This window comes from Tistrella bauzanensis (genome assembly GCF_014636235.1).
Classification (GTDB): Bacteria; Pseudomonadota; Alphaproteobacteria; order Tistrellales; family Tistrellaceae; genus Tistrella; species Tistrella bauzanensis.
Genome location: NZ_BMDZ01000040.1, coordinates 1 through 21,241, shown reverse-complemented (window position 1 = coordinate 21,241; position 21,241 = coordinate 1). Strand labels below are relative to the sequence as shown.

Annotated in this window: 17 protein-coding genes, 1 tRNA gene and 3 pseudogenes; 5 read left to right on the top strand and 16 right to left on the bottom strand. The window is 65.8% G+C overall.

Annotated features, from left to right (window positions below; translation table 11 throughout):
- Window positions 1-253 precede the first annotated feature (253 nt).
- Window positions 254-1,549, top strand: a complete 1,296-nt coding sequence (locus IEW15_RS16000) for an MFS transporter (protein ID WP_229708163.1) — start codon at window positions 254-256, stop codon at window positions 1,547-1,549.
- Window positions 1,550-1,845: 296 nt separating this feature from the next.
- On the opposite strand, the gene IEW15_RS15995 is transcribed toward IEW15_RS16000, so the two are convergent.
- The 10 genes and pseudogenes from IEW15_RS15995 to IEW15_RS15950 all read right to left on the bottom strand — a co-directional run bounded on the left by IEW15_RS15995 (window position 1,846) and on the right by IEW15_RS15950 (window position 9,415).
- On the bottom strand, window positions 1,846-2,289 hold the full coding sequence (locus IEW15_RS15995) for a gamma-butyrobetaine hydroxylase-like domain-containing protein (RefSeq protein ID WP_188579714.1): 444 nt from the start codon (window positions 2,287-2,289) through the stop codon (window positions 1,846-1,848).
- Between the two features lie 4 nt (window positions 2,290-2,293).
- Window positions 2,294-2,506 carry a Trm112 family protein gene (locus IEW15_RS15990; RefSeq protein WP_188579711.1) on the bottom strand — a complete coding sequence of 71 codons (213 nt, stop codon included), beginning with the start codon at window positions 2,504-2,506 and terminating at the stop codon, window positions 2,294-2,296.
- Between the two features lie 27 nt (window positions 2,507-2,533).
- On the bottom strand, window positions 2,534-3,214 hold the full coding sequence (locus IEW15_RS15985) for an LON peptidase substrate-binding domain-containing protein (RefSeq protein ID WP_188579745.1): 681 nt from the start codon (window positions 3,212-3,214) through the stop codon (window positions 2,534-2,536).
- Window positions 3,215-3,358: 144 nt separating this feature from the next.
- Entirely contained in the window at window positions 3,359-4,276 is a 918-nt protein-coding gene (trxA, locus tag IEW15_RS15980) for a thioredoxin (protein WP_188579709.1), read from the bottom strand.
- 213 nt (window positions 4,277-4,489) lie between these two features.
- Complete coding sequence (locus tag IEW15_RS15975; RefSeq protein WP_188579707.1) at window positions 4,490-4,996, bottom strand: prolyl-tRNA synthetase associated domain-containing protein; 507 nt, start codon at window positions 4,994-4,996, stop codon at window positions 4,490-4,492.
- Window positions 4,997-5,144: 148 nt separating this feature from the next.
- On the bottom strand, window positions 5,145-6,215 hold the full coding sequence (locus tag IEW15_RS15970; protein WP_188579705.1) for a TRAP transporter substrate-binding protein: 1,071 nt from the start codon (window positions 6,213-6,215) through the stop codon (window positions 5,145-5,147).
- 75 nt (window positions 6,216-6,290) lie between these two features.
- Window positions 6,291-6,794, bottom strand: coding sequence for a DUF3237 domain-containing protein (locus IEW15_RS15965; protein WP_188579704.1), 504 nt, complete (start codon window positions 6,792-6,794; stop codon window positions 6,291-6,293).
- Window positions 6,795-6,804: 10 nt separating this feature from the next.
- Window positions 6,805-8,113 (bottom strand): annotated as a pseudogene (locus tag IEW15_RS15960) (TRAP transporter large permease).
- Window positions 8,110-8,664 (bottom strand): TRAP transporter small permease, encoded by a 555-nt coding sequence (locus IEW15_RS15955; RefSeq protein ID WP_188579702.1) that lies wholly within the window; start codon window positions 8,662-8,664, stop codon window positions 8,110-8,112. The pseudogene IEW15_RS15960 and the gene IEW15_RS15955 overlap by 4 nt, the downstream one beginning before the upstream one ends.
- Window positions 8,665-8,917: 253 nt before the next feature.
- Entirely contained in the window at window positions 8,918-9,415 is a 498-nt protein-coding gene (locus IEW15_RS15950) for a MarR family winged helix-turn-helix transcriptional regulator (RefSeq protein ID WP_188579700.1), read from the bottom strand.
- 175 nt (window positions 9,416-9,590) lie between these two features.
- On the opposite strand from IEW15_RS15950, the gene IEW15_RS15945 reads away from it, so the two are divergent.
- The 4 genes and pseudogenes from IEW15_RS15945 to IEW15_RS15930 all read left to right on the top strand — a co-directional run.
- Window positions 9,591-10,898, top strand: a complete 1,308-nt coding sequence (locus IEW15_RS15945; protein ID WP_188579697.1) for a flavin-dependent oxidoreductase — start codon at window positions 9,591-9,593, stop codon at window positions 10,896-10,898.
- Between the two features lie 72 nt (window positions 10,899-10,970).
- Window positions 10,971-11,048 (top strand) — tRNA-Gly (locus IEW15_RS15940).
- A gap of 126 nt (window positions 11,049-11,174) precedes the next feature.
- A pseudogene (locus IEW15_RS15935) lies at window positions 11,175-11,971 on the top strand (Arm DNA-binding domain-containing protein).
- A 243-nt stretch (window positions 11,972-12,214) separates the two neighbouring features.
- Window positions 12,215-12,559, top strand: a pseudogene (locus tag IEW15_RS15930) (LysR substrate-binding domain-containing protein); the annotation flags it as partial.
- A 160-nt stretch (window positions 12,560-12,719) separates the two neighbouring features.
- Here IEW15_RS15930 and IEW15_RS15925 read toward each other — a convergent pair.
- The 6 genes from IEW15_RS15925 to IEW15_RS15900 form a co-directional block, all read right to left on the bottom strand.
- Window positions 12,720-15,839, bottom strand: coding sequence for an efflux RND transporter permease subunit (locus IEW15_RS15925; protein ID WP_016445091.1), 3,120 nt, complete (start codon window positions 15,837-15,839; stop codon window positions 12,720-12,722).
- Window positions 15,836-17,347: an efflux RND transporter periplasmic adaptor subunit gene (locus IEW15_RS15920; RefSeq protein WP_013391832.1), complete on the bottom strand. Its 1,512-nt coding sequence runs from the start codon at window positions 17,345-17,347 to the stop codon at window positions 15,836-15,838. The genes IEW15_RS15925 and IEW15_RS15920 overlap by 4 nt, the downstream gene beginning before the upstream one ends.
- Before the next feature lie 15 nt (window positions 17,348-17,362).
- Window positions 17,363-18,598 (bottom strand): TolC family protein, encoded by a 1,236-nt coding sequence (locus IEW15_RS15915; RefSeq protein WP_013391831.1) that lies wholly within the window; start codon window positions 18,596-18,598, stop codon window positions 17,363-17,365.
- Window positions 18,599-18,770: 172 nt separating this feature from the next.
- Entirely contained in the window at window positions 18,771-19,739 is a 969-nt protein-coding gene (locus tag IEW15_RS15910) for an IS5 family transposase (protein ID WP_016445093.1), read from the bottom strand.
- 161 nt (window positions 19,740-19,900) lie between these two features.
- On the bottom strand, window positions 19,901-20,212 hold the full coding sequence (locus IEW15_RS15905; protein WP_006226245.1) for a hypothetical protein: 312 nt from the start codon (window positions 20,210-20,212) through the stop codon (window positions 19,901-19,903).
- A 286-nt stretch (window positions 20,213-20,498) separates the two neighbouring features.
- On the bottom strand, window positions 20,499-21,140 hold the full coding sequence (locus tag IEW15_RS15900) for a LysR substrate-binding domain-containing protein (RefSeq protein ID WP_013391828.1): 642 nt from the start codon (window positions 21,138-21,140) through the stop codon (window positions 20,499-20,501).
- Window positions 21,141-21,241 lie beyond the last annotated feature (101 nt).

Genomic DNA, 21,241 nt, shown 5'->3' with positions numbered 1-21,241 from the left:
ATCGATGGTCCGACCAGGAGATGCCGCATGACCGCTCCCCTCAAACCCCCGGCGCGCAGACCGGTGATGATCGCGCTCGCCGGCGCCATGTTGCTGGCGGCCCTTGGCAGCAGTATCGCCGCGGTGGCATTGCCGACCCTGGTGCGGGCATTCGCCACATCGGCCGCCGCCGTGCAGTGGGTGGTGCTCGCCTATCTTCTCTCCATCACGATAACCATCGTGAACCATCGTGCTGGCGGGAAAGCTTGGCGACATGATCGGCCACCGACGCAGTCTGGTGATCGGCCTTGTCGTGTTCTGCGGCGCCTCGATCCTGTGTGCCGTGGCCCCGACCCTGAGCGTGCTGATTGCCGGCCGCGGGCTTCAGGGCATCGGCGGTGCCGTCCTCATGGCCATGCCGCTGTCGATCGCGCGGGAGGTGGTTGCGAAGGATCGGATCGGATCGGCGATGGGCCTGTTCGGAACGATGTCGGCCATCGGCACCGCGCTGGGGCCATCGCTGGGGGGCATGCTCATCGCCGGCTCCGGCTGGCGGATGGCCTTTGTGATGCTGGCGATATCGGGGGCCTGTGTGCTGGCGCTTACCCTTCGGGCGGTCCCGGCGGCCGCCACCGGCAGCGCAGCCTCACCCCGGCGGCTGGACTGGCCCGGCGCGGCGGTGCTTGCCGTCACGCTGATGCTGTATGCGCTGGCAACCATGGGGGGCACGACCGGTCTTGCCCTGCCGCGGGGATCGCTGCTGGCACTGGCCTGTGTGGCGCTGGCGGTTTTCATGCGCATCGAGGCGCGCGCCGTGTCGCCCCTGGTGCCCCTGGCTCAACTGCGCGACCGCAGAACCGCCATATCGCTGACGATGAACCTGCTGATCGCCACGGTCATGATGGCGACACTGGTGGTCGGGCCATTCTATCTGTCGTTCGGCCTGGGTCTGGGCGAGGTCGCCACCGGCCTCGTTATGGCGATCGGGCCACTGACCGCCGCCGTCTCAGGGGTGCCGGCGGGGCGCCTGACCGACCGCATCGGCGTGCCCGCCACGTTGATGCTGGGCCTGATCCAGACCACCATCGGCCTCATCTGCCTGGCCTGCCTTCCCCGGCTGCTGGGAGTTGTGGGATATGGTCTGGCCCTGGTGCTGTTGACGCCCGGCTTCCAGCTGTTTCTGGCGGCCAACAACACCGCCGTCATGCTGGGTGCTGCGGACGCGCGGCGCGGCATGCTGTCGGGGTTGCTGGGGTTGTCGCGCAATCTGGGCTTCATGACCGGGGCATCCGTCATGTCCGGCCTGTTCATCGCCATCCTGGGTCCACAAGGGATCTCCGGCAGCACGCCGGCCGGGATTGCCGATGCCTTCACCGCCACATTCCTGGCGGCGGCGGGCTTGAGCGGGGGCGCGCTTCTGATTGCGATCTCGGGCAGCCATGACCGTCCCCGGTATCCGGGATGGCGGCGGCCGGTGGTTCCTGCTAGTGATGAAGCGCCGTCGACTGGAACGGCTCACCCGGCGGCCCACGACCAGCGGTCGCCGCACGAAGGATGCCCCCCGCAATGACCCCACACGCCACGACCCGGGCGCTGCCGCAGCGGAGCCCTTCGCAGTCGGCTCCGGCAGCACGCCCGGCGACAACATCGCGCCCGGCGGCGACGGCACGACCCGCGACAACGGCACGGCCGGCGCCGTCACGACCGGCACCATCACGCCCGGCGGGCCCCGCCGATATCGCGGTGCCCGTCCGGCGCGGCCGCACCTTTCGCGGCCCTGGCACAGGCACGGGCACCGGCACCCGCATTCCCCGGCGCCGCAACCGCGCGCGCTGAACCGCAGCGGCCGGGCAGCGGTTCAGCGGTTCAGTCGCGGCTGAGCCCGGCGGCGGTGAGGCCGTCCAGATAGGCCTGCCAGCGCTGGTCATGCTCGCGCGCCAGCTGGGCCAGAAAGCCCCAGCCATAGATGCCGGTGGAATGGCCGTCATCGAACACCAGCCGCACCGCGTAATTGCCCACCGGCTGAACGTCGGTGATGCCGACCCGGCGCTTGCCGCCGGGAATGCGCTTCTGGCCCGGCCCATGGCCCTGAACCTCGGCCGAGGGGCTTTCCACGCGCAGATATTCGGCGCCCAGGCGGATGGTGTCGCCGCCCTCATAGGTCACCTCCAGCACCCGTTCCGACCGCTTCAGCCGGATCTCGACCGGCCAGGGCGTGGCCCCCGGTCCTGCGGGCGTTGCCGATCCTGCGGACGTTGCCGGATGCGGGTGGTGATGGTGGCCGTGGTCGTGGGTGTGGGACCCGGTCATGGCATCAGGCTCCGGGGACATCGTCGAGGGTGCGGGCTTCGTCGATCAGCATGATCGGAATGCCGTCGCGGATCGGGTAGGCGAGCTTGGCGGCATCGCTGATCAGCTCCTGATGCGCGGCATCATAGCGCAGCGGCTCCCGCGTCATCGGGCAGACCAGAATTTCCAGCAGGCGCGGGTCGATCGCGGCCGGCTGCGGCGTGGTGTTCTCGCTCATGGAAAGGCTCCTCGATACGGGGGGATCTCAATGCCGGGGCGCGTCTTCGTCCTCGTCGCCGGTATGCAACGCCATCTCGATCATGTCGAGGATCAAGTCGGCGCGCTCGGTCAGGCCGGCGGCCTCCAGAAGTGCCTGCTTCTCGGCTTCCGAGAACGGGCAGATCATCGCCAGCGACGTGATCAGCGCCTGATCGGAGGCGGCTTCGATCGCGTCCCAGTCGGCCGACAGTCCCTGCTGGTCGAAATAGAGCTTCAGGCGCGCGGTCAGGCGTCGACGGTCGATGCTGGCCGCCGGCTGCTCGCGGCGATCGGCGGCGAAGCTCTGGAAATCGGTCCGGACCTGACGATAGGGGGTGGTGGCCGACAATTCCTCGACCACCCGGAAACGGGCGACGCCGGTCAGGGTGATCAGATAGCGGCCATCGCCGCTTTCCTGGAAGCTGCTGATCCGCCCGGCGCAGCCGACACCATAGATGTCGGGCGCGCCCTGTGCGGCGGCGGCGGTGCCCAGATTGGTGCCGATGCCGGCGCGCTGCGGCTGCACCATGCCGATCAGCCGGTGGCCACCCAGTGCGTCATCGATCATTGCCAGATAGCGCGGCTCGAAGATGTTGAGCGGCAACCGTCCGCCCGGCAGCAGGATCACCCCGCCCAGCGGGAAGATCGGCAGCACCGGCGGCAGGGTATCGGCATGGGCGCGGGTCATGGGAGGCACGTCACTCTGTCCCGGCTCGGCGTGGGCGGGTGATGCAGGCGGCCGGCCCCTTCAGGGGCCGGCCCGGGACGGGTCCGCGGCGCGCCGAACGCCACGCGGACCTCGCCGCCGGAGCCTGCGGGAGGCTGGGGCGGATCAGGCGAACAGGATCGAGGTCAGCTTGCGCCGGCCGCTCTGGGCGACAGGATCCTTGGGGCCCAGGGCCTCGAAGATCTCGAACAGCTGAGTGCGGGCGGCGCCTTCGTTCCAGTCGCGGTCGCGGCGCACGATGATGAGCAGCTGATCGATCGCCGCCTTCGCGTCGCCATCGGCATACAGCGCCATGGCCAGTTCCAGGCGGGTGGCATGATCGTCGGGATCGGCGTCGAGCTTCGCCTCAAGCTCGGCGGTCTCGCCGGCGCCGGCGGCCTTCTCGGCCAGATCGATGGCGGTGCGGGCCTGAACCAGATGCGGGTCGTTCTGCACCTCGTCGGGCGCATGGGCCAGAACCTCGCGGGCCTTTTCCAGATCGCCCATCCGGACATAGACCTGGGCGAGCCCGCCCAGCGCCTCGGTGCGGCTGGGATCGGCCTGCAGCACCTGAGTGTAAAGTCCGCCGGCCATGCGCACATCGCCGGTCTTCAACTGCTCGGCCGCCTGGACCAGCGCCTCGTCGATCATCCGGGTTTCGTCGTCGCCGCCGGCGCGCAGCAGGTTGTCGACGAACTGGCGGATCTGGCTTTCAGGCAGCGCACCCATGAATCCGTCGACCGGCCGGCCGCCGACGAAGGCATAGACCGCCGGGATCGACTGGATGCGCATCTGCTGGGCCAGTTCCGGGTTCTCGTCGATGTTCATCTTGACGAGCCGGACCTTGCCCTTGGCCGCGAGCACCACCTTTTCGATGATCGGGGTCAGCTGCTTGCATGGGCCGCACCAGGGGGCCCAGAAATCCACGATGACCGGCTGATCACGCGAGGCTTCGATGACGTCGGCCATGAAGTGCGCGGTGTCGGTATCCTTGATCACGTCCGCCGGAGCGCCGGCGCTGGCGCCGCCGATGATCGTCTGCATGGCTGAGGTTCCGTTCTTTTGCAATACGGGGCCGATCGGGGGTCGAGGACAGATCGCGGCCCGTGGCTGGCATGGCGAAACTTTGCCCGTGACCGGTTCGGCGCCGGCCACGGCCTGCCGGTTGTAGCATGAAAGATGGCACGACGCGCGGCCCGAGCAAGCCCCCCGGCCGTCGACAGCCCAGATCAATGACAGGCCGGCGCGGCGCGGGCGCTATGCCGCCGGCGCCGTGTCGAGATCGACGATGGCAACCGCATGGCCGGTGCTTTCGGCGAAACGCGGCAGATCGGCGCTGGCGATGACGGTGGAGGCATCGTTGAACAGCGGATGGGCGTTCATGGTGGGGCTGGCCAGAATGGCGCGGTCGAGCGCGAAGCTCACCCGGCCTTCGGTGTCGTTGATCAGCGCGAAGGGTGTGACCGACCCCGGCGTCACGCCCAGAACCTCCATCAGCAGGTCGGGCTTGCCGAAGGATAGCCGCCCGGCACCCAGCAGCGCCTGCAACCGCTTCAGATCCACCCGCCGATCGGCGGCGACGGTGGCGAGATACAGGTCACCGCGCTTGTCCTTCAGGAACAGGTTCTTGACGTGCAGGCCGGGCACATGGCCGGTCGCGGCATCGGCTTCCTCCACCGTGAACACCGGCGGATGGTCGAAGGTCTGATGGGCGATCGACAGGTGGTCGAGGTGGGCTATGAGATCGGCGCGGCTGGCGGGCATGGCGTGGGTGCGGTCCGGGCAGTTGGCAGGGGCGACGGCAGATGATGCCGGTTGCGCCGGCGGCGGGCAAGGTTGCCGGCCGTAAAACCAGGCCGGCCGGCGCGGAGATGCGCCGGCCGGCGGGGCGGTGACGAGGTGACGGAGAGCCTCAGGGCTGTGCCGCGTATTTGGCCACCAGATCGCGGGCCTCGGCGAGCAGCGCCTCGCCATCGATGCCGCGTTCGGCCATGCGCGCGACCCAGGCCCTGGCGACCTCGTCGCCGACTGCCCTGAAGCGGGCGGTTTCCTCAGGCGTCAGGCGGATGACCTCGTTGCTGGCGGAGGCGCTGACCGCCTCCAGAACCGGCGCGTCGGCCTGATCCATCACCCGGCCGATGGCACGTGCTTCCTTGATGCCGGAATTGGCGTCGATCACCGCCTTCAGGTCGTCGGGCAGGGATGTGTAGCGGGCCTCGTTCATCGCCACCAGCATCATGGTGGTGTAGAGCGCGTTGTCGCCGGCGAAGAAGGAATGCTTGTGCAGCAGTTCCTGAAGCCGCAGGGCGCCGATGGCTTCCAGCGGCAGCACGGTGCCGTCGATCACGCCGCGTGACAGCGCCTCAGGGGTCTGCGGCACCGGCATGCCCACAGGCTCGGCACCCAGCGCCTGAATGAAGCTGTTGATCATGCGTGAGGGCCCGCGCAGTTTCAGGCCCTGCATATCCTCAGGCGTGCGCACCGCCCGGTCGCGGGTGTGGATCAGGCCCGGGCTGTGAACATGGGCCGCGATCACCTTCACGCCGGCGAAACGCTCGGTCAGATGGCGCATCGCGAAGTCATGCGCGGCCTGGCTGGTGATTTCAGCCGAGCGCGGCAGGAAGGGCAGGTCGAAGACCTCGGCCTCAGGGAAGCGGTCGGGGGTATATCCCATCACCGTCCAGATGATGTCGGCCTGACCCGATCGTGCCTGATCGAACAGCGCCGGCGGCGTGCCGCCCAATTGCATCGCCGGATAGATCTTCACCTCGATCCGGCCCTGCGACTGTTCCTCGACCCGCTTCTTCCAGTCGCTGAAATAATGGACATGGACCGGCGATGTCGGCGGAAAGAAGTGGTGCAGGCGCAGCGTCACATCGGCCGCGGCGGCGGAACCGGCCGTGATGGCGGCAAGGCCGATGCCGGCCACGGCGGCTTTCAGCGCCCGCGCGCCGCGGCGCCAGGCGGTGATCGTGCTGGTCATGGGTGGATCCCTCCCTCTTGTGCATGTCGGGCGCGGCCTCGTTCACTGGAACGCGCTCCGGCGGTGATGGCACGGTCAGCCGACCGCGAAGACCTCGATCTCGACCCTGGACGCCAGACGGCGGCCACGGGCGATGAACATCGTCCGATTGACCCAGGCGAGCGGTTCGGCGCCGCTGCGCATCTGCGGCGTGGTGCGGAAATAATAAAGTGCCGGGTCGACATCCTCGCCGGCGGCAACCCGGGCCAGAACCTCGGGGGGCCCGTGGCGCATGCCGGGGTTGCGGATATCGATCAGGGCCTCGATGTCGAGCGCCACGCCGTCGACATGGGTGATCGCCAGGGTGTAGCGGGCCTCGATCTCGGCCAGGCCGTCGGGGCGCACGGTCTGCCAGTCGGCGCCACCCGGCAGCACCCGGCCGTGCAGCCGGGCGCCGGTCACCGTGCCGCCGATGATCGGGATCACCCGGCGCAGGCCATCGGAAAAACTGCCCAACTCGTGCGGCCGGTCGATCACGGCCTCGATCAGTGCCACGGGCGTCAGCGTCGGCGGCGTGGGCGGAAAGCGGGTTTCGGTCATGGGGTGCCTGTCAGTACAGGGCGCGCATCAGCCCCAGCGTGATCGCGGGGAAGGCGACCAGCAGGATGATGCGCAGGATGTCGGAGACCAGGAACGGGATGACGCCGGCGAAGGCGTCACGCATCGGCGTGCCCCCCGACATGGCGTTGATGACGAACACGTTCAGGCCCACCGGTGGAGTGATCATCCCCACTTCCACCACCAGGGCCAGGATGCCGAACCAGATCGCGGTGTCGGCGGGGCTCATGCCGAAATCCAGCGTCATGATCAGCGGATAGAAGATCGGCACGGTCAGCAGGATCATCGACAGGCTGTCCATGATGCAGCCCAGCACCAGATAGAGCAGCAGGATAGCGGCCAGGATCATCACCGGGGGCAGGTCCAGGCCGCCGATGGCGTCGGCCGCCTGCATCGGCAGGCCGGTCAGGGCCAGGAAACCATTGAAGGCGGCGGCACCCAGCACGATCATGAAGATCATCGCCGTGCCCGATGCGGTCTCGAAGATCGCCTCGCGCAGCGCGCCACCCGTCAGCCCGCCGCGTGCCCAGGCGAGCAGGCCGGTTGCGGCGGCGCCGACCACCGCCCCTTCCGTTGGCGTGAACACCCCGGCATAGATGCCGCCGATCACCGTGGTGAAGATCAGCACCACCGGCCAGATCCGGATCAGCCCGCTGATCCGCTGCCGCCAGGGCACCCGCGCGGCCGGTGGTGCGCTCGCGGGGTTGAGCGCCACATGCGCCCGGATCGCCAGCATATAGCCCAGCGCCGCCAGCACGCCCGGCACCAGGGCCGCGATGAACATCCGGTCGATGTTCTGGCCGGTCAGCACGGCATAGATCACCAGCACCACCGAGGGCGGGATCAGAATGTCCAGCGTGCCGCCGGCGGCGAGCGCACCGGTTGCCAGACTGTCGTGATAATCATGGCGGCGCATTTCCGGCAGGGCCACCCGGGTCATGGTGGCGGCGGTGGCGAGCGACGAGCCGCAGATCGAGCCGAAGGCCGCACAGGCACCGATGGTGGCCATGGCCAGCCCGCCGCGACGATAAGTCGCGGGCGGCGCCGAACAATAGCCGCGACAGACCGGCGCGGCCGGCGAAGGCGCCCATCAGCAGGAACAGCGGCACGATCGACAAGGCGTGGTTGGAAAACTGCTCGACCGGCAGGGTCGACAGCCCGGCCATGATCCCGATCGGCCCGGCGATGGCGATGCTGCCCAGGATGCCGGCAACCAGCATGGCCAGCCCCACCGGCACCCTCAGCGCCATGGCGACAAGCAGGCCGGCGATGCCGACCAGGCCGATGGCCAGATCGCTCATCGCCCGGCCCCCCGCAGCGCTGCGTGATCGGTGGCGCCGATCCCGGCCGCGGCGACCTCCGCCTCGGCCACCTCGGCTTCTGTCTGTGGCACGGCGCCCAGCATTGTATGGGCCAGGGTCGAGAGGCAGGCGAGGGTGGTGAGCGCCATGAAGGCCACACCCGGTACATAGACCCACCATTGCGGCAGGGCCAGGATCATCGTGGTCTCGCCATAGGTGAGGCGTTCATCCAGCCCCACGCTCAGCCGCCAGCACAGCAACGCGGCGGTGGCGGCGAAGATCAGATCGGCGGCGACACCCAGTATCCGCCGCGCGACCGGGCCTGCGCGCATGGTGAACAGATCGACCGTGACATGGGCGCGGGCCAGTTGCGCCTGGGGCAGAAAGCAGAACACGGCCATGGCCGTGCCCATCTCGACCAGTTCGAAATCGCCCGGCACCGGGCCAAGGGTGATGCCGGCGATGGTGGTGTTCAGAAACCAGCGGCCGATGATGCTGATCACCGACATGGTGGCGATGGCGATCAGCACCGCCCCACCCAGCAGGGCCAAGCCACGGCATGTGGCCCGCAACAGCCGGTCTGCCCCATGCCAGCGGATCGGGTGGCAGGATGCCCTTGTGGTGGATGGTGGGTGGCGTGCCGGACCGCACACCACGCCCCTCGCCGCGCGCTTGGCGCGCCGAGGGCTTTGCCCTCGACATGGGGCGGGTCTCCTCCCTGGACATGCGGGCCTGGACATGCGGGATGTGTCTCCCGCTTTGGTCCGCGATCGCCAGTGGCTGGCGTCAGACCAGATTCCGGCGTCAAAATTTGGCGAGCAATGCCCGCAGCGTGACCTTCTCGTCGTCGGTCAGGCGGGCCGACACCCGGTCGTCATGGGCGCGGATGCGGCGGATCAACTCATCCAGCACGGTGTTGCCATGACCGGTCAGTGCCAGTTCATTGACCCGGCGATCGCCCGGCACGCTCAACCGCTGGACCAGCCCGGCACGTTCCAGCCGGTCGACCAGGGTCATGGTTCCCGACCGGGCAATGCCGACGATGCGCCCCAGGCGGCTCTGGCGCAGCCCGGGATTGTTCCGGATCAGCACCATCGACGAAAACACCGGCGGTGTAATGTCCAGATCCTCGACCGTGGCGAAGAAGTCTTCATAGATGGCGATCTGCGCCCGCCTGAGCGCATAGCCCATCAACTCGCGCAGGACGCCGAACTCGACATCCGCCGGCCATTGCTCGAAGGCATCGCCGCGGCCCGCCGGACGTGGCAGAATCCGTGACGCGGTCTGGCGTCTACCGGCCATGTCTGCTCCCATTCTGCATCCCTCGTCGGTCAGATTAGTGCGCAGCGATGATTGTCGTCAATGCGGATTGTAATGATATCGGACAATCTTTGGATATACCGTTCCCGAATGCCAGAGAGAATGCTGCGACGGCACGGCCCGATCGCAGCCGAGGGAGGAAGGAGCGAAGACAGCCATGAAGGTGATCATCATCGGCGCCGGAATCGGCGGCCTGACCGCGGCGCTGAGCCTGCATGCGGCCGGCATCGAGACCATGGTGTACGAGGCTGTGCCCGAGGTGCGGCCGCTGGGGGTGGGCATCAACCTGCTGCCGCATGCGGTGCGCGAGTTGACCGAGTTGGGGCTGACCGACGAGATGGCCCGGATCGGCGTTGCCACCTCGGCGCTGATCTATACCAACAAGCTGGGCCAGGAGATCTGGCGCGAGGCCCGCGGCCTGGATGCCGGCTATCACTGGCCGCAATATTCCATCCATCGCGGCCATCTGCAGATGCTGCTGTTCGATGTCGCCCGTGCCCGGCTGGGGGCCGACCGGGTGCTGTGCGACCATGCGGCCGCCAGGGTGTCGACCGACGCGCAGGGCATGGCGCGGGTCGATCTGGTGTCGCGCGCCACGGGGGCTGCGCGCGGCCACGACACCGCCGATCTGATCATCGCCGCCGATGGCATCCATTCGGCGGTGCGCGCCCAGTTCCACCCGGATGAAGGCCTGCCGAAATGGAACGGCCGCATCCTGTGGCGGGGGGTGAGCGAGGCAGCACCTTATCTGGATGGCCGCACCATGGTGATGGCCGGCCATCAGGATCAGAAATTCGTCTGCTATCCGATCGATCCGGCGCTGGCGGCGGAAGGGCGGTCGCTGATCAACTGGATCGCCGAGTTGAACCTGCCTGACCGCAAGCTTGAACGCGAGGACTGGAACCGCCCCGGCATGCTGGACGATTTTCTGCCGGCGTTCGCGGGCTGGGATTTCGGCTGGCTGGACGTGCCGTCGATCATCCGTCAGGCGGTGCGGGTGTTCGAATTCCCGATGGTCGACCGCGACCCGCTGAATGGCTGGACCCATGGCCGGGTGACGCTGATGGGCGATGCCGCCCATCCGATGTATCCGATCGGCTCGAACGGCGCCTCGCAGGCGATCCTGGACGCCCGCATGCTGGTCTGGCGGTTGGCGGGGGCTGCTGCCGGCGGTGGCGATATCGATGCCGTGCTGGCGGCCTATGAGGCGGAACGGCGGCCGGCGACCGCGCGCATCGTGCTGGCCAACCGCGCCAATGGGCCTGAGAAGGTGATGCAACTGGTGGAAGAGCGGGCGCCGGAGGGGTTCACGGCGATCGATGCGGTGCTGCCGGCGGCGGAACTGACCGGGATCATCGGCGATTACAAGCACATCGCGGGATTCGACAAGGATGCCCTGAACGCACGCCCGTCGCTGCATCCGGTGGCGGTGCGCGGGGCTGACACGGTGTTGTCGCATTCATGAAAAAAACCGCTTGCGCTCGGCGTCGCGATGAATATTATCGCGCCCACAGACGGCGCGGTGCTGCCGGATGGAGCGGGCGGGAGTAGCTCAGGGGTAGAGCACAACCTTGCCAAGGTTGGGGTCGAGGGTTCGAATCCCTTCCCACTGACAGCCAGCGTTTTTGAGGCCAAAAACAAGGCCAAAGAATGCGGGTGGTGCCGGTTCCGGGTTGTTGCTGGGGTTGGATCGGGATGACAAGCAGCATCGGGCCTAAGTCCAAGACTTAGGAGCTTGATGATGACACTCTCTGATCTGACCGTGCGGCAAGCCAAGGCCGCCGAGAAAACGTACAGCATCCCCGACACCGATGGCCTCGGCCTGGTGGTCGCCCCCACCGGCGGCAAGTCGTGGCATTTGCGCTATTACTGGCTCGGCAAGCAAAAGCGCATCTCCCTGGGGAACTACCCCGAGATCGGTTTGCGCGAAGCGCGCACCTTGCGCGACGAAGCCCGGGCGCTTCTGGCAAAGGGCATCAACCCCCATACCGATCGCAAACAGAAGCGACACGCGGTCAAGCTTGCGGCCGACCAGGTCGAAGCGGCCAGCGCCCACCTCACCATCCATATCGAGGGCGTGCCAGCCATCGCAGGGGAGGACAACCCCGACGCCATCGTTGCAGGCACTTCTGCGGCTTCGGCTCCGCCCGTGGTGGTCACCCCCATTGTCGTGACGCCAAACGACGCGGGAATCACCTTCCAGCGGCTGTCGCAGGTGCCACCGCCCCCGACGCGTGCGCCGGCGCCGGCGCCGGAAGTATCCACAAACTGGCCCAGGTGCTCATGAACCAGTGTCCGCACGCGGATTCGTGGGACTTGTACCGGATGCTGACCCGCGTACACCCGGATCTGGGTGATCGCGCGGCCATCGACATCGTGACACCCGGAAATTTGGGCATGGTCGTGCGGGTCATCGCGGGCACCCAGCAGCAGCCAAACAGGCCCGGACCTGATTCGTCTGCGCAAGGTATTCCAGAGGAGATTCGCCAGCGCATTCAACGGTTGCTAAATGATGCGGCAATGCTCGAAAGTGCCTGACGCTGGCCGACGGCCAAAGATGGATGCTTTGGCCGTCGGAAGTGAGCTACAGGATGCGGGCCTTTGCAGTCCGCAGCGCATACGGCGCGGCGCGATGAGGCGTGCGGCCATCCTGAAGGCCATAGCCTTCTGAGCGCCTACAACCGGACTGAGTCAGCCCCTACGTCGTCCCAGAATGTAGTGGTCGTATTAGTGAGCGCGCCGCAGTAATTACCGAGAAGTAATGGGGTAAGGCATCGGGACTGCATCACTGGTCCTCGGGGACGGCAGAGACCCACTTGGTTGCTCCGCGTATCGGACCAGCGCGTACGTCGGCAGGAAATCTATCCGCGCCATGAATTCAGTGATGGTGAAGCAATGTTGGCGGCGGGTCTGGCCGGCTGCGGCATCATGCAGATGCCGACATGGCTGGTGGCCGAAGATATACGGCAGGGGCGCTTGATCCCCTTGCTGCCGGACTGGGCAGGTGGTGAGATGCCTATCCATGCAGTGTGGCCGCAATCGCGTTACCTGCAGCCCAAGGTTCGGGCTGTCATAGAAATGCTGACGATTCTGTCTGAACGGCCGGGGTCAGGTTTTGTTCCCTGATATGGCTCGTCACTGCCAAGCGGTTAGTCGTGCCTCCGCGCCTTCGGCCAGTTCTTACGCCGGCTAAAGCGCATGTGTCGAATGGTTATTCGCTCGGGTGCCGATAGGCCGCACCGGAAACGGCAGGGCCTTGGTTATGAGACCCTGCCGCGTTGCAACGTTAGCGCGGCTTACGCATCAGCATGTAGGCAGCCGGAATCACGAAGAGCGACAGCAACGGAGCGGTCACCATCCCTCCAAGCATCGGGGCTGCGATGCGGCTCATGACCTCCGAGCCCGTACCGCTGCTCCAGACAATGGGTACCAGGCCCGCCAGGATGACGGCGACGGTCATCGCCTTGGGCCGCACGCGCAGCACGGCACCCTCCCGGATCGCATCGAGCAGTTCTTCTCGCGTCGGGTCGCGTCCATCGGGGCAACGTTCCGCCAAGGCCTGCTTCAGATAGATGAGCATCACCACGCCGAACTCCGCCGCCACACCTGCCAGCGCGATGAATCCCACGCCGGTGGCGATGGACAGGTTGTAGTTCAGCAGGTACAGGAACCAGATGCCCCCCGTGAGCGCGAAGGGCAAGGTCGCCATGATCAAGCCCGCTTCGTCCACACGCGCGAAGGTCAGGTACAACAGAACGAAGATGATCAACAGGGTGGCAGGCACCACAACCTTCAGGCGTGCATTGGCCCGCTCCATGTATTCGAACTGCCCGGAGTAGGTGATGCTCACACCCGGCTCCAGCTTGACCTGCTGCCCGATGGCATCGCGCAGTTCGTTGGCCACCGAGGCTAGATCACGGCCGCGCACATCGACATAGACCCAACCGGAGGGCCGTGCGTTCTCGCTCTTGAGCATGGGCGGCCCATCGGTGATCGCGATGCGTGCCACGGTCCCCAACGTGATCTGCTGACCCATCGGCGTGAAGATGGGTAGTTCTGCCAGCCGTTGTGGTGAATCACGCCATTCTCGCGCGTAGCGCAGATTGATCGGAAAGCGGGCAAGCCCCTCGACCGTTTCCGAGACGTTTTCGCCACCCACCGCGCCGGCGATGACGGCCTGGACATCGGCGATGTTCAGGCCGTAGCGACCGGCGGCTACGCGGTCGATCTGAACATCCACGTAGCGCCCGCCCGTCAAGCGCTCCGCGAGGGATGACGTCACGCCGGGAATGCCCTTGGCGACCTGCTCGACCTCTGCAGCGATGCGATCGATCACGCCCAGGTCGTTGCCGGTCACCTTCACCCCGATCGGGCTCTTGATGCCGGTAGCCAGCATGTCGATGCGATTGCGGATAGGGGGAATCCAGATATTGGACAGGCCCGGGATCTTCACGGCACGATCCAGCTCTTCCACGAGCTTCTCGGGCGTCATGCCTGGACGCCATTGTTCCCTGGGCTTGAGCTTCACCGTGGTCTCGAACATCTCAAGGGGCGCCGGATCGGTCGCAGTTTCGGCCCGTCCTGCCTTGCCGAACACCTTGTCCACTTCAGGTACGGTCTTGATCATGCGGTTGCTCAGCTGCAGCAACTCCGTGGCGCGCTGCGCCGAGAGTCCCGGCAGGGCCGAGGGCATGTAGAGCAGGTCCCCTTCGTCCAACCTCGGCAGAAACTCACCGCCGAGCCGCGCCAAGGGCCAGGCCGTGGTCGCCAAGGCCAGCACGGCGATCAGCAGCGTCGCCTTAGGCCGGCGCAGTACCCACTCCAGTGCTGGCCGGTAGGCTGCAATCAGGATGCGGGTGATGGGGTTCTTCTGCTCATCCGGGATACGCCCGCGAATCCAGTAGCCCATGAGTACGGGAATCAGCGTCACTGACAGCCCTGCGGCCGCGGCCATCGCGTAGGTCTTGGTGAACGCCAGCGGGCCGAACAGCCGGCCTTCCTGCGCTTCTAGGGTGAAGACCGGGATGAACGAGAGCGTGATGATGAGCAGCGAGAAGAAGAGCGCAGGACCGACTTCCTCTGCGGCCTGTGTGATCACGTCCCACCGTTCCTTGCCCTGCAGTCGTTGATCCGGGTGCGCGTGCTGCCAAGCCTCCAGCTTCTTGTGGGCGTTCTCGATCATCACCACCGCTGCATCCACCATCGCCCCCACGGCGATGGCAATCCCCCCCAGCGACATGATGTTGGCGTTGATGCCCTGGTAGCGCATGACCAGGAACGCCGTCATCACGCCCAGAGGTAGCGAGATGATGGCCACCAGCGCAGAACGAAGATGCCAAAGGAACAGTGCGCAGACCAGCGCCACCACCAGAAACTCTTCGCCCAGCTTGGTCGTGAGATTGCGAATGGCCCGCTCGATCAGCGCGCTGCGGTCGTAGCTGGTGACGATCTCGACGCCCGGCGGCAGGCTGCCCTGCAGCTCCGCGAGCTTGGCCTTGACGGCAGCGATCGTCTCCTGGGCATTCTTGCCGGAGCGCAGCACCACCACGCCGCCGGCGACCTCGCCTTCTCCGTCGAGTTCGGCAATGCCACGCCGCATCTCCGGGCCTATCTGGAGCGTCGCCACATCCCCCAGCCGCACCGGCACACCGCCGCGTGCCGTCAAGGGGATCTCCCGGAACTCGTCCAGGGTCTTGAGGTATCCGCTCGCGCGGACCATGTACTCCGCGCCTGACAATTCCAGGACGGAGCCGCCGGTCTCCTGGTTGGCCCCCATCAGGGCATCGCGGACTTGAGCCTGACTGAGGCCATAGGACGCCAACTTGATCGGGTCGAGCACGACCTGGTACTGCTTGACCATGCCCCCCACCGATGCCACTTCGGCCACGTTGGGCAGGCTCTTGAGTTCGAACTTCAGGAACCAGTCCTGCAACGCACGCAGTTGCGCCAGATCGTTCTTGCCCGTGCGATCCACGAGCGCGTACTGGAAGATCCAGCCGACGCCTGTGGCGTCCGGACCCAGGGCCGGCTTCGCCGTGGCGGGCAATCGGCCCTGGACCTGGTTCAGGTATTCCAGTACCCGTGAGCGGGCCCAGTACAGGTCGGTTCCGTCCTCGAACAAGACATAGACGAACGAGTCGCCAAAGAACGAGAAGCCGCGCACGGTCTTGGCCCCTGGCACCGACAGCATGGTGGTGGCCAACGGGTAGGTGACCTGGTTCTCGACGATCTGCGGCGCCTGTCCTGGGTAGTTGGTGCGAATGATGACCTGCACGTCTGACAAGTCCGGCAGCGCATCCACGGGCGTGCTGCGAACGCCCCACACGCCCCATGCCGTGAGCATGGCGGTGGCCAGCAGCACCAGGAAGCGATTGGCCACCGACCATCGAATCAGTTTGGCGATCATGGCTGCACCTTTTCGATGGCGGTGATCACGTAGTCCTCACCTTGCTTGGAGAAGGTGAATCGCACCTGCTGCCGAACCGAAAGACCCGCGGCGAGCTGCGGGCTGCTCAGCTTGAAGCCCATGGTCATGGCCGGCCATTGGAGGGCTGGCACGGCCTCGTGCGCCAGCGTCAGCTCGGTGGGCGACATCTCCTCGATCACGCCGCGCACCACGAAAGCGTTGGTGGCCGCGGCCGGTGGCGACGAGGTGCCGTGCCCGTTGTGCGGCGATGCAGGCGCGGACGCCGCGGCACCTGCAGGCAGCACGCCCCGCAGGCTGGCTTCCGAATCGATCAGGAACTGCGCCGAGGCCACCACCTGCTGTCCCGCCGCGAGCCCGCCGTTGACCACCAGTTGATCGCCTACCTCCGCGCCCACCTGGACCTCCACGGGATGGAACTTGCCGGGTCCATCGACCACATAGGCCAGTGCGCGCTTGCCGGTGCGGATGACCGCCTCGCTGGGAACAAGCAGCGCGGGCTGTTCGTTGCCTTTGAGCGCGATCTGGCCGGACATGCCGGCCTTCAGGCGCTGGCCGGGATTGGCCATTTCAAGCCGCACTCGCACCGTACGGGTGTCGCGGTTGGCTTCGGGCAGGATGCTCACGATGCGCGCCTGGAGCACTTCACCGGGAAACGCCGCCAGCCGGACCTGCGCCGTTTGGCCGACCTGCAATGGCCCGCTTTGTGCTTCGGGGACAGCCGCTTCGATCCACACCGTGGCCAAGCCATTCACCCGGGCCAGGCTTTCCCCGGCGGAAACCGTCATGCCCTGACGCACCATCAGTTCGGCCACCAAGCCGCCTTGAGGTGTTGTGACCGTGTACAGCCCCTTGGGCTCGCCTGTGCGCTCCACCTGGGCGATCAGGGCTTGCGGCATGCCGAGCAGCAGCAGCCGTTGGCGGGCAGCTGCGGTCAACGGTGCGTCGCCCATCGCGCGAACCGAGAGAAACTCGCGCTGTGCGGCGATCCACTCCGGCAGCAATAGGTCAGGCAGCGGTGCCCCTGCTGCGATCACGTCGCCCGCAGCCCGTGCGTAGACACGCTCGACGAAGCCAGCGGTCCGCGCCTGCACGATGCTGACGTCGCGGTCGTTGAGCAGCACGGTGCCCACGACGTTCACATCTGCGCCGATCTTGCCTTGCACGACTTCGGTTGTACGCAGGCCCAGGGCTTGCACCGCTTGCGCCGACACGCTCAGGCCCGTGCTGTCCTGAGTGTCTTCATCTGCGTACTTCGGCATCAACGCCATGTCCATGTAGGGCGATTTGCCGGGCTTGTCGAACTTCTGGGCCGGCACCATCGGGTCGTACCAATACAGCACCTTGCGCTCGGTCGGAGCACTTGCAATGGTGGCAGCGGGGGAGCCGCTGAGGTGGCCGGCGCGCCATTGGGCGACGCTCCATCCAACGGCAATACCGGCAGCAATCAGCGTCAAGCCGGCAAGGATGTTTCTCGAAGAGGTGTTCATGGCGAGGGTCTCCACTCAGTCCGCGATCAGGCTGTTCAGTCGGGCGACGAGGCTGTCGCGCTGCGCTCCGAGGTCGATCAGACGCATGCGCGTCTCCAGTACCTGGGCGCGTGCACTGAGCACAGCGCTCAGGTCCCCCTTGGCGGATCGGTAGTTGCTCAACGCAAGCGCCGCTCGGTTCCGTACCAGCTGCAAGCCTGCGGTCTGCAGGCGGTCGATCTGGCTGTTCAACGCTTGGAGTTCGGCGGCGCTGTCGTCCAGCTCCTGCAAATGACGCCGCGCCACGTCTTCGCGTTCGGCGTCCAGACGCTCCAACTCGTGCCGTTTTGCCTCGATCATGGGCACTTGGCGTCGATCCTTCTGCCATGGCAGATCGAATGTCACCTGGAATGACACCATGTCGCCCCATCGGCGATCCCGCCGGCTATAGGCAATCTCCCAGGCCCAATCGCCGCGGGTCTCTGATTGGGCTTCGCGGGACTCGGCCCGGGCCATGCTTTGCATCGCCGGATAGAGTTCAAGCTCCGCGTGATTCGCCAGTTCTGTGCGCAGTTGCGCGACGGGGTGAGTGAGCGGGCCTGGATCGCCTTGCAGTGCTTCGTCGGCCCTGGAGCCCACCCAGCGCCGCAATGCGGCCCTGGCCTTGGCCCGGTCCCGCTGTAGATCGTCACGGCGGTCCGTGAGTGTCAGCGCCTCCTGTTGCGCGACCAACAGGTCGCCAGTCTGGGCCGTGCCGCCGGCGACGCGAGCGGGGAGACTGTCTTGCAGGCGCTGGTTCTCCGCGAGCAGTTCCGTCAGCAGTATCTCCCGTTGCTCCACCGCCTGCGCGGCGATCCACGCCAGGCTGAGTTCCTGGCGGATCTGCAATCGCTGCAAAACCAGCGCCGCGCGCTCTCGATCCACACGCGCCTGCGCACTGGCGACCTGGGCGTCGCGCTTGGCCCTGTTGGGCACTTCCTGCATGAGCGCCAGGCGCTGCATCGTCATGGATTCGCGCGTCATGCTCCAGCGATCCATGCCGCTGATGGGATAGTTTTCGATGCCGAGCGAGAGCTTGGGGTCGGGCAGCGAGCCTGCTGCCTTCTGCACGGATTCGGCGACGTTGACCTGCAACTGCTGCGCGCTTATGCGCGGGCTCTGCTGCTCCGCGATAAGGCGTGCCTCAGCAAAATCGAGGGCGTAGGCCACAGGCGAAACAAGCGCACTGCCTGCCAACGCGATGCTGATAGCTTTCAGACGATGCAATCGCATCGAGGCCGGCGTTGTGCCTCGGCCGTACGCTGACGGGCGCCCCTCGGGAAGGTCTGATCAAAGCGCTCTGATGCTTGGATTTCAGCGTCAAGGCGCCAAGTCGACCTCGATATGATGGATTTTGCGCCGTTTCTGACGCTTTTCGACGGCTTTCCCCGTCCAACAGACGGATTTACCCCGTCGGCAGCAACAGACGTCGCCGCGCCATCCACAGATTCGACAGCGCGAACAGCGTCAACACCTGCGCCGTGTTCTTCGCCAACCCGCGATAGCGCACCTTGGTGTAACCGAACTGCCGCTTCACCACTCGGAACGGATGCTCCACCTTCGCCCGCAGGCTGGCCTTGAAGTGCTCCCAGCGTTCGGCGTATTTGCGATCACGCTTGTTCTTCATCGCACGAAGCTTCGACGGCTTCTCCGCGATCCAGAACGCAGCCTCCACGCCTTGCAGCTCCTCGCGCTTGTCCGCGCCCGTGTAGCCGCTGTCGCCGCAGATTGTGTCTTCCTTGCCGTGCAGCAGCTTGTGCACCTGCGTCACGTCGTTGACGTTCGCCGCCGTGCACTCCACGTGGTGCACCAGGCCCGACTCCTCGTCCACGCCAATGTGCGCCTTCATCCCGAAGTGCCACTGGTTGCCCTTCTTCGTCTGGTGCATCTCCGGATCGCGCTTGCCGTCCCTGTTCTTGGTCGAACTCGGCGCCGCGATGATCGTGGCGTCCACGATCGTGCCGGCCTTCAAGCTCTGGCCCTTGCGCGCCAGGTGCGCGTTCACGCGCTCCAGGAGCTGCGGCGCCAGATCATGCGTCTCCAGCAGCCGGCGGAAGCTGAAGATCGTGGTCTCGTCCGGAATGTTGTCCAGCCCGCTGAGGCGGGCGAAGCGGCGCATCACCGCCGTGTCGTACAGCGCCTCTTCCATGGCCGGGTCACTGAGCGCGTACCACTGCTGCAGGAAGTGGATGCGCAGCATCGTCGCCAGCGCGTACGGCTGCCGGCCACGCTGGCCCATCTTCGGGTAGTGCGGTGCGATCAGCGCCAGCAATGCGTTCCACGGCACAACCTGCTCCATCTCCGCCAGGAAGATCTCGCGTCGCGTCTTCTTCCGCTTGCCCGTGTGTTCCGCGTCCCCGAAGCTCAGCTGCATCGTCGTCATCCGTCGAACCTTGCGCTATTGTCGCCGAGGAATTGTTCAGAGCATCCCTCGGGGGCGCCAAAAAAGGGAGTAAACATGGTTGTCCTCGGAATTGGTGTTCACGAAATCACGTGGTCTGCCGCATCGGTGCGCGGCGAGCACGGACACATAAATCAATTCCGCAGGACTTGGAACGTGAGGTAGATCGGCGGAAAGCCCGCGCGGGGATTGGGAGGAATGTAGGTAACGTGCCGCCTGAGGGCTACCCGGTCGAGAACCAACCCGGGCAGCGAGTTGGCGAGCCACATCACGTGCGCCGCGAGAAACTGAATGTCCAGCCCCTGCCATGAAAGCGCCGACTCCCGATCGCCACTGCAATGAGCGTGGCACAACTGTGGCGCTTCGCTGTCCATGGAATCAGGCATGCCGGTGCAATCCGACATTGGCAACTTGTCAGCCTGCTGCATCGAGATCGTGGCACGCATTTGCGTGGTTTCCACAGATGCCCTCGGGTCTGGCTTGGGACAGACGTACATCGCCATCGCAACCTGCGAGAAAAGCAAGGTTACGACTAGGCCGCTGGTAATCCAGCGGCTCCATCTTGCGAGAAGGCGCCTTAAGCCGATCATGTGGACATACTATTGGAAGTTGTGGGGAGTTGAATTGATCAAGGTCAGTTTCCAGGATGAATTGATGCGTCTGGACGGCGCCTTGGCCCGAACCGGCATCCACTGCAAATCCACCGGCAAGGGCGGGCACCGCACGTGGCTGTCATGCTTTACGCGCCTCGGCAACTCGCAAGGCTCTAAGCTCAAATCGATCAGCTACAAGATTCGTCTGTCCCGAGAGTCGCTGCAGGTGCGTAATGACCTCGTAGGGGCCATCGGCTATTGGACGCGTGCAGATTCCGCACTGGCTAGCGGTTTCGATGCGTGATCGCGAAGAAATCCCTACGCCATATCCAGCTGCGACCCAGAGCAACAACATCTCAAAAGAACTGACATGCTGGACATTCGGCCTTTCCGTTGATGACATGGAGGACAGGTACTGGTCCAGCGAAGGAGAATATTCGGCCTTCCATCGAAACACGGAGTGCTCCTTAAGTTCGTCTATTCTGATTGACTGCTGCCGGAGCAGTGGGTATCCCAGCGGCGTGGCAAGAGCTGTCGCCTCAAACCAAAGAGAAAGACTCTTCAGCGAAGAATCGCTCACCTGCTTCAGAGAAAGGCCGACGTCGAAGCGCCGTTTGTAGAGGCCTGTAATGAGATCGCTCGTCGTAACCTCATTAAATTCCATAAAAACTTCGGGCTCCTCCGCGCGCTGCAGGGCAAGCAATGCAGCTAGGTTCGAAGAGGCCACACCAGGCGCTATGGCGAGCCTGAGCTGTGGGCGTGGGCTGGTGGCGTCGTGCATGAGAGGCCCCAAGAAGCGATAATACCAAATCTCGTGAGTCCTGACTCATAGGGGATTCCCAAACGGTCAGGAGTTCGATTCAATGATCGCGGACCTGAGGG

What these genes read in the sequence shown, in the direction of transcription:
- IEW15_RS16000 (WP_229708163.1), top strand. Translation starts at nt 254, where the DNA reads ATGATCGGCCACCGACGCAGTCTGGTGATCGGCCTTGTCGTGTTCTGC.
- IEW15_RS15975 (WP_188579707.1), bottom strand. Translation starts at nt 4,996, where the DNA reads ATGCCCGCCAGCCGCGCCGATCTCATAGCCCACCTCGACCACCTGTCG.
- IEW15_RS15950 (WP_188579700.1), bottom strand. Translation starts at nt 9,415, where the DNA reads ATGGCCGGTAGACGCCAGACCGCGTCACGGATTCTGCCACGTCCGGCG.
- IEW15_RS15985 (WP_188579745.1), bottom strand. Translation starts at nt 3,214, where the DNA reads ATGACCCGCGCCCATGCCGATACCCTGCCGCCGGTGCTGCCGATCTTC.
- trxA (WP_188579709.1), bottom strand. Translation starts at nt 4,276, where the DNA reads ATGCAGACGATCATCGGCGGCGCCAGCGCCGGCGCTCCGGCGGACGTG.
- IEW15_RS15945 (WP_188579697.1), top strand. Translation starts at nt 9,591, where the DNA reads ATGAAGGTGATCATCATCGGCGCCGGAATCGGCGGCCTGACCGCGGCG.
- IEW15_RS15995 (WP_188579714.1), bottom strand. Translation starts at nt 2,289, where the DNA reads ATGACCGGGTCCCACACCCACGACCACGGCCACCATCACCACCCGCAT.
- IEW15_RS15915 (WP_013391831.1), bottom strand. Translation starts at nt 18,598, where the DNA reads ATGCGATTGCATCGTCTGAAAGCTATCAGCATCGCGTTGGCAGGCAGT.
- IEW15_RS15900 (WP_013391828.1), bottom strand. Translation starts at nt 21,140, where the DNA reads ATGCACGACGCCACCAGCCCACGCCCACAGCTCAGGCTCGCCATAGCG.
- IEW15_RS15905 (WP_006226245.1), bottom strand. Translation starts at nt 20,212, where the DNA reads ATGCGTGCCACGATCTCGATGCAGCAGGCTGACAAGTTGCCAATGTCG.
- IEW15_RS15920 (WP_013391832.1), bottom strand. Translation starts at nt 17,347, where the DNA reads ATGAACACCTCTTCGAGAAACATCCTTGCCGGCTTGACGCTGATTGCT.
- IEW15_RS15910 (WP_016445093.1), bottom strand. Translation starts at nt 19,739, where the DNA reads ATGCAGCTGAGCTTCGGGGACGCGGAACACACGGGCAAGCGGAAGAAG.
- IEW15_RS15925 (WP_016445091.1), bottom strand. Translation starts at nt 15,839, where the DNA reads ATGATCGCCAAACTGATTCGATGGTCGGTGGCCAATCGCTTCCTGGTG.
- IEW15_RS15970 (WP_188579705.1), bottom strand. Translation starts at nt 6,215, where the DNA reads ATGACCAGCACGATCACCGCCTGGCGCCGCGGCGCGCGGGCGCTGAAA.
- IEW15_RS15965 (WP_188579704.1), bottom strand. Translation starts at nt 6,794, where the DNA reads ATGACCGAAACCCGCTTTCCGCCCACGCCGCCGACGCTGACGCCCGTG.
- IEW15_RS15990 (WP_188579711.1), bottom strand. Translation starts at nt 2,506, where the DNA reads ATGAGCGAGAACACCACGCCGCAGCCGGCCGCGATCGACCCGCGCCTG.